The organism is Acinetobacter seifertii (assembly GCF_000368065.1).
GTDB lineage: Bacteria > Pseudomonadota > Gammaproteobacteria > Pseudomonadales > Moraxellaceae > Acinetobacter > Acinetobacter seifertii.
Genome location: NZ_KB851200.1, coordinates 1806477 through 1822138, shown reverse-complemented (window position 1 = coordinate 1822138; position 15662 = coordinate 1806477). Strand labels below are relative to the sequence as shown.

At 34.7% G+C, this 15662-nt stretch carries 20 protein-coding genes and 1 tRNA gene; 14 read left to right on the top strand and 7 right to left on the bottom strand.

From position 1 onward, the window contains the following. The first annotated feature begins 149 nt into the window (after positions 1-149). The 3 genes from F985_RS16090 (at position 150) to F985_RS16080 (ending at position 3532) form a co-directional block, all read left to right on the top strand. Positions 150-2621 (top strand): heavy metal translocating P-type ATPase, encoded by a 2472-nt coding sequence (locus F985_RS16090; protein ID WP_004702700.1) that lies wholly within the window; start codon positions 150-152, stop codon positions 2619-2621. Between the two features lie 75 nt (positions 2622-2696). Beyond that, complete coding sequence (gene cueR, locus F985_RS16085) at positions 2697-3098, top strand: Cu(I)-responsive transcriptional regulator (protein ID WP_004642046.1); 402 nt, start codon at positions 2697-2699, stop codon at positions 3096-3098. 26 nt (positions 3099-3124) lie between these two features. Continuing rightward, positions 3125-3532, top strand: a complete 408-nt coding sequence (locus F985_RS16080; protein ID WP_004702698.1) for a GFA family protein — start codon at positions 3125-3127, stop codon at positions 3530-3532. A 602-nt stretch (positions 3533-4134) separates the two neighbouring features. On the opposite strand, the gene F985_RS16075 is transcribed toward F985_RS16080, so the two are convergent. Together F985_RS16075 and F985_RS16070 are read right to left on the bottom strand one after the other, a co-directional pair. Continuing rightward, positions 4135-4491 carry a four-helix bundle copper-binding protein gene (locus F985_RS16075; protein WP_004702697.1) on the bottom strand — a complete coding sequence of 119 codons (357 nt, stop codon included), beginning with the start codon at positions 4489-4491 and terminating at the stop codon, positions 4135-4137. A gap of 478 nt (positions 4492-4969) precedes the next feature. Beyond that, positions 4970-5299, bottom strand: coding sequence for a hypothetical protein (locus F985_RS16070; protein WP_004702696.1), 330 nt, complete (start codon positions 5297-5299; stop codon positions 4970-4972). 373 nt (positions 5300-5672) lie between these two features. Here F985_RS16070 and F985_RS16065 point away from each other — a divergent pair, with 373 nt between their 5' ends. Further along, on the top strand, positions 5673-6266 hold the full coding sequence (locus F985_RS16065; RefSeq protein ID WP_004702695.1) for a LysE family translocator: 594 nt from the start codon (positions 5673-5675) through the stop codon (positions 6264-6266). Positions 6267-6313: 47 nt separating this feature from the next. Continuing rightward, the gene (locus F985_RS16060; protein WP_004702694.1) at positions 6314-6532 is read left to right on the top strand and encodes a hypothetical protein; all 219 of its coding nucleotides are present in this window, start codon (positions 6314-6316) and stop codon (positions 6530-6532) included. 241 nt (positions 6533-6773) lie between these two features. Here the strand turns inward: F985_RS16060 and xseB are convergent, their stop codons facing one another. Further along, on the bottom strand, positions 6774-6968 hold the full coding sequence (xseB, locus tag F985_RS16055) for an exodeoxyribonuclease VII small subunit (RefSeq protein WP_004702693.1): 195 nt from the start codon (positions 6966-6968) through the stop codon (positions 6774-6776). Then, on the bottom strand, positions 6958-8223 hold the full coding sequence (xseA, locus tag F985_RS16050) for an exodeoxyribonuclease VII large subunit (RefSeq protein ID WP_004702692.1): 1266 nt from the start codon (positions 8221-8223) through the stop codon (positions 6958-6960). Before xseA ends, xseB begins: the two co-directional genes overlap by 11 nt. Positions 8224-8488: 265 nt before the next feature. Between xseA and F985_RS16045 the strand changes: the two genes are divergently transcribed. After that, a tRNA-Met gene (locus tag F985_RS16045) sits at positions 8489-8565 on the top strand. Between the two features lie 174 nt (positions 8566-8739). Then, positions 8740-8973, top strand: a complete 234-nt coding sequence (locus F985_RS16040) for a hypothetical protein (RefSeq protein WP_002119938.1) — start codon at positions 8740-8742, stop codon at positions 8971-8973. A 150-nt stretch (positions 8974-9123) separates the two neighbouring features. Here F985_RS16040 and F985_RS16035 read toward each other — a convergent pair whose 3' ends face one another. Then, on the bottom strand, positions 9124-9795 hold the full coding sequence (locus tag F985_RS16035; protein WP_004702689.1) for an XRE family transcriptional regulator: 672 nt from the start codon (positions 9793-9795) through the stop codon (positions 9124-9126). 306 nt (positions 9796-10101) lie between these two features. Here F985_RS16035 and F985_RS26010 point away from each other — a divergent pair, with 306 nt between their 5' ends. From F985_RS26010 to F985_RS16025, 3 genes are read left to right on the top strand one after another with little or no spacing between them, the layout of a single operon-like run. Then, entirely contained in the window at positions 10102-10350 is a 249-nt protein-coding gene (locus tag F985_RS26010) for a hypothetical protein (RefSeq protein ID WP_004702688.1), read from the top strand. Positions 10351-10385: 35 nt separating this feature from the next. Further along, positions 10386-10775 carry a hypothetical protein gene (locus F985_RS16030; protein WP_004702686.1) on the top strand — a complete coding sequence of 130 codons (390 nt, stop codon included), beginning with the start codon at positions 10386-10388 and terminating at the stop codon, positions 10773-10775. A gap of 36 nt (positions 10776-10811) precedes the next feature. Next, complete coding sequence (locus F985_RS16025) at positions 10812-11357, top strand: glycoside hydrolase family 108 protein (protein ID WP_004702684.1); 546 nt, start codon at positions 10812-10814, stop codon at positions 11355-11357. 95 nt (positions 11358-11452) lie between these two features. Here the strand turns inward: F985_RS16025 and F985_RS16020 are convergent, their stop codons facing one another. Continuing rightward, positions 11453-12070, bottom strand: coding sequence for a LysE family translocator (locus F985_RS16020; protein ID WP_004702682.1), 618 nt, complete (start codon positions 12068-12070; stop codon positions 11453-11455). 513 nt (positions 12071-12583) lie between these two features. On the opposite strand from F985_RS16020, the gene F985_RS16015 reads away from it, so the two are divergent. From F985_RS16015 to F985_RS16005, 3 genes are all read left to right on the top strand, one after another. Then, complete coding sequence (locus F985_RS16015; protein WP_004702680.1) at positions 12584-12799, top strand: cold-shock protein; 216 nt, start codon at positions 12584-12586, stop codon at positions 12797-12799. Between the two features lie 204 nt (positions 12800-13003). Then, positions 13004-13225 carry a hypothetical protein gene (locus tag F985_RS16010; RefSeq protein WP_004702678.1) on the top strand — a complete coding sequence of 74 codons (222 nt, stop codon included), beginning with the start codon at positions 13004-13006 and terminating at the stop codon, positions 13223-13225. Positions 13226-13506: 281 nt separating this feature from the next. Further along, entirely contained in the window at positions 13507-14322 is an 816-nt protein-coding gene (locus tag F985_RS16005) for a pyrroline-5-carboxylate reductase family protein (protein WP_004702676.1), read from the top strand. Between the two features lie 161 nt (positions 14323-14483). Here the strand turns inward: F985_RS16005 and F985_RS25290 are convergent, their stop codons facing one another. Next, positions 14484-14603 carry a hypothetical protein gene (locus tag F985_RS25290; protein WP_004702673.1) on the bottom strand — a complete coding sequence of 40 codons (120 nt, stop codon included), beginning with the start codon at positions 14601-14603 and terminating at the stop codon, positions 14484-14486. 435 nt (positions 14604-15038) lie between these two features. Here F985_RS25290 and F985_RS16000 point away from each other — a divergent pair, with 435 nt between their 5' ends. Next, the gene (locus F985_RS16000) at positions 15039-15362 is read left to right on the top strand and encodes a hypothetical protein (protein WP_004702672.1); all 324 of its coding nucleotides are present in this window, start codon (positions 15039-15041) and stop codon (positions 15360-15362) included. Positions 15363-15662 lie beyond the last annotated feature (300 nt).

Below are 15662 nucleotides of genomic sequence, written 5' to 3'. Positions count from 1 at the left end.
ATGTTTGTTTGGATAACACTGAGTCTAAACCTTGTCATGATTGTAAGGTCAAGACCAATTTTTTAAAAAAATATGCTTGACCTTCCCATGATGGGAATCTGTATGCTCAATACAGAATATTAAATTTTGCAGATTTGCAGAGGTGTTTGATGGACTCAAAAAACACAAAATTGCCAGCATATAGTGAAACACTTCCAATCGAAGGCATGACTTGTGCCTCGTGTGTAGGTCGTGTCGAAAAAGCACTTAAGAAAGTTGAAAATGTAGAGATTGCTAACGTTAATTTGGCAACAGAAAAAGCCGTTGTTTATTCAAATCAACCAATCCAGCGCGAAGCACTAGTTAAAGCAGTTGAACGAGCAGGGTACGATGTTCCAAAAGCTGCGCCAGTTGAGTTATCTATTGAGGGCATGACCTGTGCATCTTGTGTTGCACGTGTTGAAAAAGCCCTTAAAAAAGTAGACGGCGTTCAAGAAGCCACAGTCAACTTAGCAACAGAGCAGGCTTGGGTGCAGGCAGATAATTCAGTCAATGTCGAAGACTTAATCCGCGCTGTTAAAAAAGCAGGTTACGACGCGAAAGCATCTGAAAAAAATCAAGATGAGCAACTCGACAAAAAAGCGTCAGAGTTAGATCAGCTTAAAAAAGATTTGATCATTTCGATTGTGTTAGCTTTATCTGTGTTTATTTTGGAAATGGGTTCACATCTCATTCCAGCTTTTCACATGTGGGTCATGCACACCATTGGTCAATACAATAGCTGGCTTTTACAATTTGTTTTGACCACATTAGTTCTCGTTTTCCCTGGTCGCCGTTTTTACCAAAAAGGGATTCCAGCTCTATGGCGTTTGGCGCCAGACATGAACTCGCTGGTTGCTGTTGGAACCTTAGCTGCCTATAGCTTTTCAGTCGTGGCAACCTTTATGCCACACGTATTACCCCAAGGCACGGTTAATGTTTACTTTGAAGCGGCTGCCGTTATTGTCAGTTTAATTTTACTCGGACGTTATTTCGAAGCCAAAGCTAAAGGACGTACTTCACAAGCCATTCAACACCTAGTGGGAATGCAGCCTAAAACTGCTCGTATCCAGCGTGATGGTCAAGTGGTGGAAGTTGCAGTTGCCGAAGTGGTCAGTGGAACTATTGTAGAAATTCGTCCGGGTGAACGTGTACCTGTCGATGGTGAAGTCGTCGAAGGACACAGCTACATTGATGAATCTATGATTACGGGTGAGCCTGTCCCTGTTGAAAAGAAAATAGGAGAGCAGGTGGTCGGTGGTACGGTCAACCAAAACGGTACTCTAAACATTCGGGCAACCTCTGTTGGTACTTCATCTGTACTTTCACAAATTATTCGCATGGTTGAACAAGCCCAAGGTTCTAAACTTCCGATTCAGGGTTTAGTTGATAAAGTCACCATGTGGTTTGTACCGGCTGTCATGCTAATTGCTGCAATCACTTTCTTAGTTTGGTTTATTTGGGGACCAGAGCCTGCGCTAACTTTTGGTTTGGTGAATGCCGTTGCGGTACTGATTATTGCGTGTCCTTGTGCGATGGGACTTGCAACACCAACCTCAATTATGGTCGGTACTGGACGTGGTGCTGAGTTAGGGGTTCTGTTCCGTAAAGGTGAAGCTTTGCAGCTTTTACAAGAAGCGCAGGTCGTTGCAGTTGATAAAACCGGAACACTCACCGAAGGTAAACCTACACTGACAGACTTTAATGTGCAATCTGGCTTTGAACGTAAACAAGTGCTGACTTTAGTTGCCTCAGTCGAAGCTAAGTCTGAACATCCAATTGCTCTTGCGATTGTTCAAGCAGCAGAAAGTGAAGGCTTAAACTTATTACTGGTAACAGCATTTAATTCGATTACAGGTTCAGGTATTGAGGCGGAAGTTTCAGGCCAAAAAGTGCAAATTGGCGCAGATCGTTATATGCACCAACTTGGTTTAGACACCAACTCATTCCAAGCGATTGCTGCTCAATTAGGTGAAGAAGGCAAAACACCGCTGTATGTTGCTATTAACCAACAACTAGCTGCAATTATTGCTGTGGCGGATCCAATTAAAGAAACAACCTATGCTGCGATTGAGGCCTTGCATCAATTAGGTCTCAAGGTTGCCATGATTACAGGCGACAACCGTCATACGGCGCAGGCGATTGCTAAAAAGCTGAATATTGATGAAGTTGTGGCAGAAGTTTTACCCGAAGGCAAAGTGGACACAGTTCGCCAACTACAAAAACAATATGGTCGTTTGGCCTTCGTAGGTGATGGTATTAACGATGCTCCAGCCTTGGCGCAAGCAGATGTTGGCTTAGCCATTGGTACAGGAACAGATGTTGCCATTGAGGCTGCCGATGTTGTGTTGATGTCAGGTAGCTTAAAAGGTGTACCGAATGCAATTGCATTAAGTAAAGCCACCATGCGAAACATACGTCAAAACCTGTTCTGGGCATTTGTATATAACGTTGCACTTATTCCAATTGCAGCAGGTGCGCTATATCCAGCATTTGGTGTATTACTTTCACCGATGTTTGCAGCAGGCGCGATGGCACTTTCTTCGGTTTTTGTTTTAGGCAATGCATTACGCTTAAAACGTTTTCATGCGCCAGTACAGTAAGCGTGCTGAAAAGCAACTTTTGGTTTAAGATCATGACAGCAGGTCTTAAACCAAATTTAATATTTGAGGTGTGAGATGAATATCGGTCAGGCATCCAAACATTCGGGCATTTCGGCGAAAATGATTCGCTATTATGAAGAAATCGGTTTACTTGAAGCAGCTCAGCGTTCTGCTTCTGGCTATCGTATTTATTCAGAAACAGACCTTAAAACTTTAAACTTTTTAAAACATGCCAGAGAGTTAGGTTTTTCATCAGAACAGATGAAAGAGCTTATTTCGCTTTGGAAAAACACAGATCGGCAGAGTGCAGAGGTGAAAGCCTTAACTGTAAAACACATTGCCGAATTAAAACAAAAAATCGCTCATTTACAAGAGATGGTTAATATTTTGCAAGCTTCAGCAGATGACTGCTGCGGTAACCAACAGGCTTCTTGTGCAATCTTAGATCACATTGAAAAAGGTGTGGGTGTAAGCTAAAACTCATTAAAATAAAAGGAAAAATGATGACTTATACAGCTTCTTGTCTTTGTAATGGGATTCAACTAAAAATTAATAGCGAATTAGAACCCATCATGGTCTGTCATTGTAAGCAATGTCAAAAAGCGCAAGGGGCTGCTTTTGCTGCCATTAGCCAAGTACAAAAAAATGATTTGAATATTGTGCAGGGTGAAAACCTGTTACAGGCTTATTTTGCATCGCCTAATAAAAAGAGAGTGTTCTGTAAAACTTGTGGTTCACCGATCTGGAGTGAACGTCTAGATAAGCCTGAAGTAGTGCGTTTGAGGGTAGGACTCATTAATGAAGAAATATCGATATCTGTAATTTCTCATGCTTTTGTATCTTCAAAAGTGAAATGGTATCCAATTTGCGATAGTGCTCGCCAATATCAAAATGGAGTAGAAAACCCTTAAATATTAAGGTTGGATGGTATTTTATTCATTTGTAAAAAAACGTGAACAAGACTAGTCATGAATAAATAATGTGCTATAAATGTACCTAAGGTAATCGTAATATCTCCTCGATCCACAGGGAAACTTGGGACAGGGCAAAAGATACGATAGGACCTTACATATAGCTAGCAAAGAGCATGTAAGAGATGGATAGACACAAATCTTAGATTGCTCACCGTTGCAGAAAAGCCCGTGAAACGGGCTTTTTTAATGCCTGTAGAAAGCTATTTCTAGTTTGAGAGGTGTATAAATTTTTAGACTATTTATGAAAAATTAATGTAAAAATAATAAAATATTTTAAATAAACAGACTATTCTGTATTGTAATTTGTTTTTATTAAGGGTACATTTAATCAACGGTTTAAAGTTCAAGCTTAATAATGAACTCATGGTCGTTGTGGGAGATCTAAGAGCCTGCATTTTCCCCAAGATGCGGGTTTTTTTTATGTCTAAAGAAAAGTAGTTATTCATCTCATCTAAAGTTTTAATTTTCTAGTTCTTTGTTTTTAAAATTTAAAAACCTACGAGCCTTATAGATCGTAGGTTTCTATGCTCATTAGGAAGTTAAGCACGATATGCCTGACAAGCTTGTGCACAAGCTAAACATGCTTTTGCACAAATCTGGCAATGTTCATGTTCATGCTTACTACATTCAGCAGCGCAGAGTTGGCATGCACTCGCACATAATTGCATTGCTTGTTCAGCAAGCTCGGAATGTCTTAATTCTAAAGACGTACATAACTGACAGGTTTCTACGCAGGTTAAACAATGCTTAATACATTCACGCATCATATGCACATGCTCTTCTTGTAAGCATGCAGAGGCACAATGTTTACAAGCAAACATACATTCAATGCAGGCTTGAATAGAATTAGATGCTTGACTAAATAAAGAAGGATCAGGGGTTTGCGAGCTATTCATTTTAATATTCTCCTTTTCAAAGGCTTTTATTAAAAAACCGAATATTGTTATCTTTTTTCATTTTATAAAATCATTTCTCCTACAGGGACTTTTGAAATGAAAGGTCTACAAATGCTCAATAAGTGATTAACCTCGTATAAGAATGTTACATGTACTTGGCTCACTCAATTTTTGAAAGAAGATAAAGCACGAAGAAGAAATTTCTCAAACAAGACATAAAATTTATTTCGATATAATACTTTTGGCTAATTTCTTATTGTGTGAATATTAGGCAAATTAGGAATGTGAACTTTGAAGGACACGAAATGGAAAACGTTAATCAATACGCTCACGGAGCTGAGCATGAAGTCCACATCCATTGCAAACGATCATTAAGTACATTAATACTGAGTATGTTCGTATTAATTACAACTGGTCGTTAAAAGAAAAAGCACCCGAGGGTGCTTTTTCTATATACAGCGACGATTAATAGATAATTTTAAGAACCTATAAAGCCGCGCCGTTTTTTGTAGGCTTTACGGTCATAAGAAGGGATATTGGACTTTTGAAGATCAATCGCCAGTTGTTTCTTGCGTTGAAACTGAACTTCATTAAGAAGAGCAGCATAAATTTTGGGCCGGTCAGTTTTAAACTTATCTACATCCAATGGAATCTTATCTTCATTCTTGACTAAATATAGAACAGAACCGTTTGCATTGGTTTCATATATTGTCCAGCCAAGTCGAACAATGTAGAGACCGGTTTTCTGATTTTTACCTAAATAAGCTTTAAACCCATCGGGATGAGGGCGAACATAAGCATTCATCATGCATCCTCCATCAACTATTTAATTCGATGAAAGCGACAATCAATGAATTGATGGGGAGCGATACATCTATTCAATAAAATCACGATTTCTAATTGTATATATATTGATCAATTTGGCAATTTCAAGTCATGTGATCATTTTGTGCAATAGTTAAAAAATAATATAATCTGACTGAAACTGATTAAAAAATGTGTGACGTATTTTGCAAATTAAAAATTAAACAAATTATAATGAATCTAAGTTCACTTTTTAATATGATTATGATTTTAAAAATAAAAAAGTATTTGTAATATTTCTTGTTACAACGATTTTGTCGACAATAGATGCTCTTTTTTGACATATTTCGCCTAGAGCAATCAGTGAGTTTTGGCCTATGGTGTCATTTTTATTTATTGGACTTGTAGTCACTATCTTGCTGACTCCAGGACCAACAAATACATTATTAGCCTCGGCTGGCTTACAAGCAGGGGTAAAGCATTCTCTTAAGTTAATTCCAGCAGAGGTAATAGGTTACCTGATCGCGATTACCTCATGGGGTGTTTTACTTGAGTCGGTATCTCATTTTATTCCATGGCTTCCAGCTATATTAAAATTGATGAGCGCGAGTTTCATTCTCTATCTTGCTTTTAAACTTTGGATAACATCGACTGAAGATATTAAGCTAGATCGACCACTGATCACGCCAAAGGCTTTATTTGTTGCGACACTTTTAAACCCTAAAGCGTTACTGTTTGCTTCAGCGATTTTTCCACACGCAGCGTGGGAAAATCCGAATTTGTATTTTATTCACATTGTTGTCTTTTTATCTTTAATTACCCCAATTGCTTTTTTATGGATTATGTTTGGAACTGTACTGATTTCAAATAAAGTAACTTGGTTGAATCAACGTAATTTACAACGTACGGCTGCATTTATTTTAACTTTTTTTGCTATGCCAATCGGCTATTCTGCGATTAGCTCATTTTAAACTTAACCGATTATTTATATTAAAAATTTATTTTTCAGGAGATTTTTATGAAAAGATTAAAAGTAATTATCAAGGATCAGTTTGACAAAGAATCAATTGCTTTGGCAAAAGTTAGACCAATGAATGACCATGCACTTGAACTTCATAAAAGCATTGAACATATTGAAATTAATGACGATATCATTTTGCCCAATATGGATTTGTTATATGAAAACCCTAAAGACGGCAAAATTTATCAGTTAATCGGTGCATTCAGTGAGGAATAACTATTAAATTAAATTTAACAATAACCAACTACATAGTTTGTGTTTATTCGAGTCTAGATGGTGGAAATTAAGCCAAACTAACGTATAGACACAATTAAAATATTGAACATTGGTAGTCATTATGGGACTATGTTTTTGCAAAAATGTGACCTAATCCTCATTTTTGCATTTCAGGACTAAGTGGTATTCACTAAGCCCATTCCTTCAATGAGAAGTAGGAATGGGCTTTTTTTATGAAATCTTATTCTTTGAAAGTTTCATCTAAAGCTTGTTGAACAGCTTCAATTCGAGACTTGCAAGCTTTGTAAGCGCTAATAGACTCTTCAACAACTTTCATTAAATTATCAATATCGGGACTTTCTTGAGATTCCAATAACTCAGCATTTTTCTTCAAAATATCATGACCATCTTTAAACGTTAACTCTTCATTTTTCATTTGGAATTACCTGTGTAATGTTGGCTTCAAGCACACCATCTTGCATTTCAATTGCAATGGCGGGGCTTGAAATTTGCTGTATAGAGCGAATAGCTTTTCCTTCAGATCTGACTATTGCATAGCCTTTGGCTTGAACCTGTTTCGGGTTTTGCAAAAGAATTTCCTTCATTAAAGATTCGATTTGAGCGAATGAAAATTTAACTTGTTGCTGTGAGCTAAACTGAATACGTTCTTTCATCTGGTCAAGTAGACGATGCGCCGAGTTAAGCTGATTTTGTGCCGAAGACTTAATGTGTTGAAGCAGTTGATCATTTTTGCTTTGATACGACGTGATTTGATGCTGAGAAAGCAGCTTAATCGTTTGTAGACTATTTAGTGCTTCTTGTACGCGTTCAACAATATGGTTGCGAATACCAGCAATCACTTTACTTGGAGTATCAAACGAACGGTGTGCAATCTCATCAAGGATGGTACGGTCTTTTTCATGTCCGATACCAACCCAAATTGGTACGCTGCGTTTACAGAGTAGGGCAGCGAGCTCATAATCATTTAAATAAGCTAAATCATTTACAGCACCACCCCCACGGATAATTACAATCAGATCGGGTGGGAAGTTATAACGATTTGCCCATTGCTTTAAACCAGTTGCCAACGACTCCATCAGACTAACGGCAGCCGTATTGCCCTGAAAGGTTGCATTTTGATAAACAAAATGACAAACCCCATTTCGCTCAAGAGCGTCGGCATCTTTTTTAAAATCACCGAGGCCCGCAGCATTTTCAGGAGCAATCACTAAAACATTTTGTATATCAAAAGGAGTAGGGATGAGTTTATTTTTATGAATTAAACCTTCTTGAGTTAAACGCTCCACAATTTGTTGATAACGTTTTGCAATTTCACCAAGTGTAAAACTTGAGTCTATCTCTTCAATATTGACTGAAAATCCATATTGCGGATCAAAACGCGCTCTAATTTTAATCAAAACATTTAAGTCACTTGCTAACTCAATTCCTGTTTCTCGTTCAAACTTAAGAACGATTTTACTCGCTGAAAATTTCCAGATGGTTGCTTTACAACTGGCGATGACTTTATCTGTATCTGCGTCTTTCTCTGCAAGTTCTAAATAGTAATGTCCACCTTTAATATTTAAATTCCGAATCTCTGCTCTAACCCATACGGGATCGTCAAAGGTCAGGCGTATGACTTCCTGCACAGTGCCGAGATATTCACTTAGCGAGAACTGAGGATCAGACATATAAACTATAAATGTATTAATGAGAGAAAGAATCTAGATAGTATAAAAGCTATTCAAGCAAGGCAATTGGTGTCTATAAATATCGGGTTCTATTTAAAATAAATACAACAATTTAACGAGCTAAAAGTTGGAAATTGATACGCCTATTTAGAGCAAGTGGTAAAAAATGAAAAATTAATAAAAAGATAATTGTTAATAATTACAACCGATTAAAAAATAAAGTTTGCTTTATAAAATATATAGGCGTATAAAGCTTACTTCCAATTGCGGGGTGGAGCAGTCTGGTAGCTCGTCGGGCTCATAACCCGAAGGTCGTTGGTTCAAATCCGACTCCCGCATCCAAAAATATTATGCTCTGTGATGTATCACTTTTCATGATACGAATTCATGAAAAGCAATTAGCTTATAAATAACCCTATATCAAGCTAAATATTAAATTCTAGACGAACTGTCCATACCTTAAATCTAGCGTTCTAATTACATACCGTAAAATCACATGAGCTCAGTGATGAGTAAATGATTGTGAATATAGTAAATGAGTGGCACATTGCCACAGCCGTAAATGGCAATGAGATTAATGTGAGGATTGTTCCTCATGTGCGTAAACAAAACTCTCTCGATGGATATCGTTGGGTTGAAGTTGGTAAAAAAATTCAACTTCAGTCTGGTGAAGAAATTGAGCTAAACCAAGATGGAAAAAGCTTCTATGCTGGTTTTAATCAACTTTATCGTTTAAATACATATTGTTGATAACACATGGCACTAAAGCGGAAAAACCTATCTCTTTTTATGGAGATAGGTTTTTTTATATTTATAGAGTATAGAAATAATTAAAACTATAAAAAAGTAAAGTCTAAGTAAATTTTGAAATTATTATTTTAACTATATTTAATAACTTAATTAACCTGCTCGCCAGAACTGGCGGCCCATAACCTTAAAGTTTTTACCGTTTTCTTCAGTTACACGGCGGTCTCTAAATTTTTCATTTAAGCTATGCAAAATTAAAGAACCATCTGCTTCTTTAAAAATTTGTTTAATCATTCCTTCGCCAGCGAAATAAACAGCATAAATCTCACCATCAATGACTTCAGTCTGAGAAATATCAATGCCAACCAAATCCCCATCTTTAATGTAATCGGTCATGCTATCGCCTTTGGCTTTAATAATCCGCATACACTCTTGAGGAACGCGCTTTTCTTTAAAAAAAGAAGCAGGAAAAGGAATTTTTCCATTAATTGCATCAAAATGAAATTCGATTGATTCACCTGTACCACAAGAAAAACTTGCTTCAACTACATCAATCCACAGATATTGGTCTACTACATCATGACTTACCACAGTAGGACTAAACACATCACTTTCTTTAAAAGAGTCTTCTGAGTTACCAGTGGTAAGCCAATAAGCATCTACACCTAAAAACTGTGCAATAAGTGGAAGAAAAGCAGATTTTAAGTTCTTTCCCGATTCTAAAGCTTGGTAGGCAGGCTGAGACATTTTTACAGCTTCAGCAACTTCTGCCTGAGTTTTCTTAGCTTTAATCCTTGAATCTTTTAAACGGTCTTTAAGAGCCATAGTGATCGCACCAGCTAATTTATAACAAATATATAACTTAAGTTATATCTAGTAAAACAACTATAGTTATTGACTAATAATAACTATAGTTATAATATCAGTTATAAGGAACCATTGATAGAATGCCCTAAATATTTTACTTAAATATATTTTTAATTTTTATCAATGGCTTAGTAAGGAGTGATTATTATTCTGTCTCAATGGACGACAGAATATAAAAAATGGCGATAGTGAATCAGTGATAGAGATCAGCTATCAAAAACAAAAAATGAAATAAAAAAAGCCCGATTCCGTGGATCAGGCTTAATGTTCGTCGATAAAGGGTATCAAGAACATGAAGAATCTAACAAAGAATTTAATGACTCACAAAAGTTTCCGATATACGGCAGCATGTTATGTCAAATTTTTGGTCAAAAAAGTGAAGCAATTCATCAACTTTACTCTTTTTTCTTGTTCTTATGCCAATGCTTAAGTGCTGGTAAAAAGGTTTATGAGATTGAGCGATTTTATTTAAATGGTTTCTCTAAAAAGGTATTAAATAACATTGGTTTATAAGATTTTATCCTTTTAGAGCGTGTGAGGATTGAGTTATGGGAAAGTTTTTAACAACTGATGGATTAGTGACTGCTTTTAATCTCTATGGGACAGTAATAATGGTTGGCCTAGCAATAAGTTTGGTTGTTGCTGTTGTTCTAATCATGCGTTTTCCACGGTCACCTCAAGAATGGGTAGTTGGTTTGATTTGTACGATTGTCTCAAGCTTGACAGGTGGCTCATTCATTATCATGAAATGGAACTTGCATGAGTGGGTAACAGATATATGGGGAATGATTACTTTAGGTGGATTCTTCTTTATTTGTGGATTACCTGGCTGGGCGATTGTGAGGTGGATATTTAACTTTATTAATAAACAAGAAGGAAAAACCATTGTTGAAGTGATGAAAGACTTAAAAAAAGCAAAAGATGATATTCAAAATTAATATCTAACAGTAGGTGATATAAATGAGGACAGTCCTATGAATATTGAACAATATTTAGATGCACTTATAAAACGTGAAGGTGGATATGTAAATGACCCATTGGACTCTGGCCAAGCGACAAAATTTGGAATTACTCAAGCAGTTGCTCGTAGTTATGGATATCAAGGTGAAATGACGGATTTACCTTTAGAAATTGCTAGAGAGATTTATAAGAAACAATATTGGCTTGAACCACGATTTGATCAAGTTAATTTAATCAGTCCCACTACTGCTGAAGAACTATTTGATACTGGAGTAAATTGTGGAATCAACTTTACAAAACCGCTTCTGCAACGGGCTTTGAACTTGTTAAATCGCCAAGGAAAAGAGGGCTGGACAGATCTTAAGTTAGATGGGGAATATGGACCATCTACATTGCAGGCTTTATCAATGTATATTGATAAGCGCGGTCATGAAGGTGAGCAGGTACTCGTACGTCTCCTTAATATTATGCAAGGTCAGCGCTATATTGAAATTACAGAAAAGAATCCAAAATATGAGCAATTTTTTTTCGGATGGATTGCCAATCGTGTGAGCTTATAAAAAGACCAACTTGCTAAAGCTGTTTTAAGCAAAAGGGCTGTAAAGCACTTAACAAGTTGGTCGTTTTTTGTTTGGTTTATATAAATAAAACTACTTTACTGAGTAATAAGTAAAATCGCTAATAGGAAGAAAATACAGCCACTCACTTTATTTAGTTTTGCAAAATTATTCCCAGCGAGCATTTTCTCTTTAAAAATTGAAGAAAAATTGGCATAAACTAAATGAATTAAAAAACCAATAAAGCAAAATGTTAGAGATAAAACTAAAAACTGATTTAATATTTCTTTTTTAATATCAATAAATTGTGGAAAAAGTGCGATAAAAAAGACAATTGTTTTGGGATTCAGTAGTGATGCAAATAATCCCTGATAGAAAAGTTTTGATTTCTTTACACCTTTCTCGTCATGTGCAGTTTCTAGTAAATCTTGAGTAGGGGACTTTTTGATAAAGTTTTTATAGCCTAAGTACATCAAGTAAAAGGCTCCAATAAACTTTAAAACAGTAAAGATAGTGGGATTACTGGTAATAATAAGCCCAACACCACTTGCAGAAATTACAGCGATAATAAACATACCAATGATTAAACCACTAATACCGAATAAAGCTGTTCGTACACCATAATTGATTGAATTTGTTACTGTAAATAAAACGCCTGGTCCGGGGCTGGATAACGTGAGAAAAGCAATGGTTATAAATACTAAAAGACCGTTCACGTGGTTACTTCCTGTTTATCATCAACATATTAAGCTGCACGCGTACTTTAAAGTAGAAGAGATAATATGTATATACAAGTCTGTATATTTTATAAAATAATAAAATATTTTAGTAATTCATCAAAGTGAGTATGAAGCTTATAGTAAGCCTTAAAAATCTATAAAAGAAGAAATTTTCAGAGTGTAAAAAAATGAGATATATCTAATGAATATATCCATATTAAATTAATTAAATTTCTTGTAAATAGTATTTAAAATCAATAAATAAGAAGATAGTGTCTGTGATCGAAATGAGTAAAAAATCAATTAATCGAGATAGAGATTGCAATTCGATAAGAAGCGTGTATAGTCGAGCATAACTACAAAAATATTCTTGTTAACCTAAATCTTTCTTTTCGCAGTTTTATTTATAATCCTCCGTATTTTATAAGATATTTAAGTAAACGCATATTTTTGAGTTTAATTGGTTTCTCCAATAACAAATGATAATTTTTTAAAAGTTAGGATTAATTTATGTCTAATACTACTGGTACAGTAAAATGGTTTAATGAAACTAAAGGTTTTGGTTTTATTCAATCTGATGAAGGTAAAGATGTTTTCGCACATTTTTCTGAAATTCAAACACAAGGCTTCAAAGTTCTTTTAGAAGGCCAACGTGTTCAGTTTACTGTGACACAGGGTAAAAAAGGCCCACAAGCATCAAATATCACTATTGTGAATAATGCTTAAATTTATATAATTTGATGATTTTATTGGGTTGTCTTTAGAGCAAATTTCTCAAGTAATTTTTAAAAATCATTAATTTAGTTAAAAAACCCACTTCTTCCTTTGTGGGTTTTTTTACATGAACAATCAAATAAGTTGATTATTTTATTTATATAATATAAAAATTAAACTTATGCTTAAAAAGTTAAATCAATAATTGGTATAAAAATGGATATTTGCATTGGCGGTATTTTAAATGGCAAAGTTTGCAAGAATAACGAAAATTATTTTAGTGCGGGAAATCCTCACTCAGATGAAGTAACTAAATATGAGAAGCAGTATTTTCATTTAAATGGGAAGCTTTTATCTTTTTGGGTGTGTAGTGACATAAAATTTCAAGAAGCATTACAAATTGCCGAGAGTTTTATTAAAAAAAAGAAAGATTTTTAAGTTAATATTAATTAAAAGCACTTTAAATTTAACGACTCAATTTCTCAAATGAGATAAGCTAAATATTATTTTTAATTACATATTTTTAACAATTTAAGTTATTTTGTTATTCATAAAGTCATGAGTGAAGAGTACTCTTAACTCAGAATATAACTTTGTTGTAAAATTAAACTTAATATTTATAAAAGTTTATTAAATTTTTATAGTTTTAACGGTCTATGACTTAAGTCATAAATAATATTTCTTTTTGTAGTATTTCTAAAGGAAGGAAATAACTCTAAATGTTGAATATAGTACAGCCTAATATTTGCTTTATTGGCAGCAGTAACTTGTCTTTAGCTTTGATTGGAGGTCTAGTTTTAAAAGGATTTCAAAAAGAAAAAATTAATCTTATAGAAGAAGTAAAGTTTGATAATGAAATCATTCTCAAGCAAAAGCAGCATGAGGTAAAAAAGGCTGATATTGTTGTTCTGTTATTAGATCCCAAAAACTTAAAAGCCATACTAGCGCCATTAAAAAAATGGTTAGTAGATAAAACTATAGTGTCGATGATGGCTGGGGTGAATATTAAACAACTTATGAGTATGACGGGCTCACAAAAAATTATACGAATTATTTCAAACCCCCCAGTATTAACTTATAGCGGTACACATGTGCTGATTGGTTCTGAATACTTGGAACCTTTAGATAAAGAGGTCATTGAGGTAATTTATTCAGCAACAGGTAAGACGTATTGGGCGCATTCTGAATCAGACGCTGATGCGATTATTGCGCTATCAGGTTCAGGGCCAGCTTATTTCTTTTATATTCTCGACAGTATGATCAAAACAGGTACGGCTATGGGTTTAGATAAGCAATTTGCTTTAGATCTAGCACTACAAGCTGCATCGGGTGCTGTGGAAATGGTACGTAAAAGTAACGTTCAGCCAAGTGAGTTATGTGGAAAGGTGACATTGGCTAATGGAATCACTGAATCTGCATTACGGATGTTTGAATTAGGTAATCTTTCTGATGATATTCGACTCGCTTTAAAAGCAGCGTATCACCGTAGTAAAGAAATAAGTGCAGAGATTAACGCTGAAATTATCAAACACTAGTTTTTATTTCTAACCAAGTACCTTTTAACCCTGAAATAACAAATTGTTGAAAGGTACTTGATACAGTTACTTTAACCATGTGCTTGCTAAACAAACATTTTAGTGTATTTAATCTTAACGAAAGCTCTTCTAAATTCACTTCGTAACTTCAAACTTTTAAATCAATGAAGTTTAAGAAAATATTCCCAAATAATAAAGCCGATGCCAAACCCTAACATTGAGTAGAGAGTAATAATAAATAATACAAAACTAGCTTTATTTTTCTTTCTCAAAAAATTCATGTTAGCTACCTCGTGTCTAGATATGTACCATCATGAACAGATTCGATGTGTAATCATAGATACAGAGTTTTTTTAAAAAAATATAACAGATAAGATGACTGTTATAATTTACTCATTAATTATATTTTTCTTAAATTTTTAGAGATGTAAGCAATAGTAATAATATGCTGTAGGGCAATTAAAACGATATTTATTTTTTAAATTTTAATGACTTTTAGATAAAAAATAATCGATAGTCATAAAATATATTTTTTGAATTAATTAGAAATTATGCATTCTGTTGGTTGTAATCTTGATAAAGAATCTAACTGAAAAATCTAGGAATTCATTTAAATATTGTGACGGGGAAGTTTGTCTGATTTAAAAGTTGATCTTTTGAGACTTAAATTTTAGAGGATAAATTGCTACCCTTGCGCGTGAAATTAAGGTGAGACTATGAAATTTATATTCCTCTTTATGAGCGCTATCACACTTCCATGTTATGCGGCATCAGAAACAATGGAGATTCACTATTGTCAGCTTGTGAAAAATGCTGCAAAAGGAGTGATGGATGCAAGACAGCATGATGTGCCAGTGATTGAATTACAAGAGATTGCGAGTCATCTTGAAGAAGTAGAGGCAAAGCAGCTGTATCAACAGCTTATTGATACAGCATATTCTTCAAAGTTATTTGAAGATCCTTTGACTAAAACAAAAGCTGTCGAAGACTTTCAAACGGCATGGCATGAAAAATGTTTAATCAAAAGTTCTATAAGCTGAACTTACATGTAAATCGAACCTACTCATTGAGTAGGTTTTTTATTTCAATTAACTAAATAATTTAAAAAATGCTGCATCGGATACTATAAAAATAGGTGTCACATTCCACTATGTTTATAGCTCATTTAGCTTTTATGACATGATTATTAAACGGTTGTGCATCGCAAAATGTTTACAACAAATAAAAGGCTAATTATGTCTTCTAGTTATTAAAAGTACTCATTATAGGCAAAATTTGTAGTTTGTTTTTACTCTTAATTTGATCTTAAGGCTGGAACTCTTAGATATGGGCGAATCAGT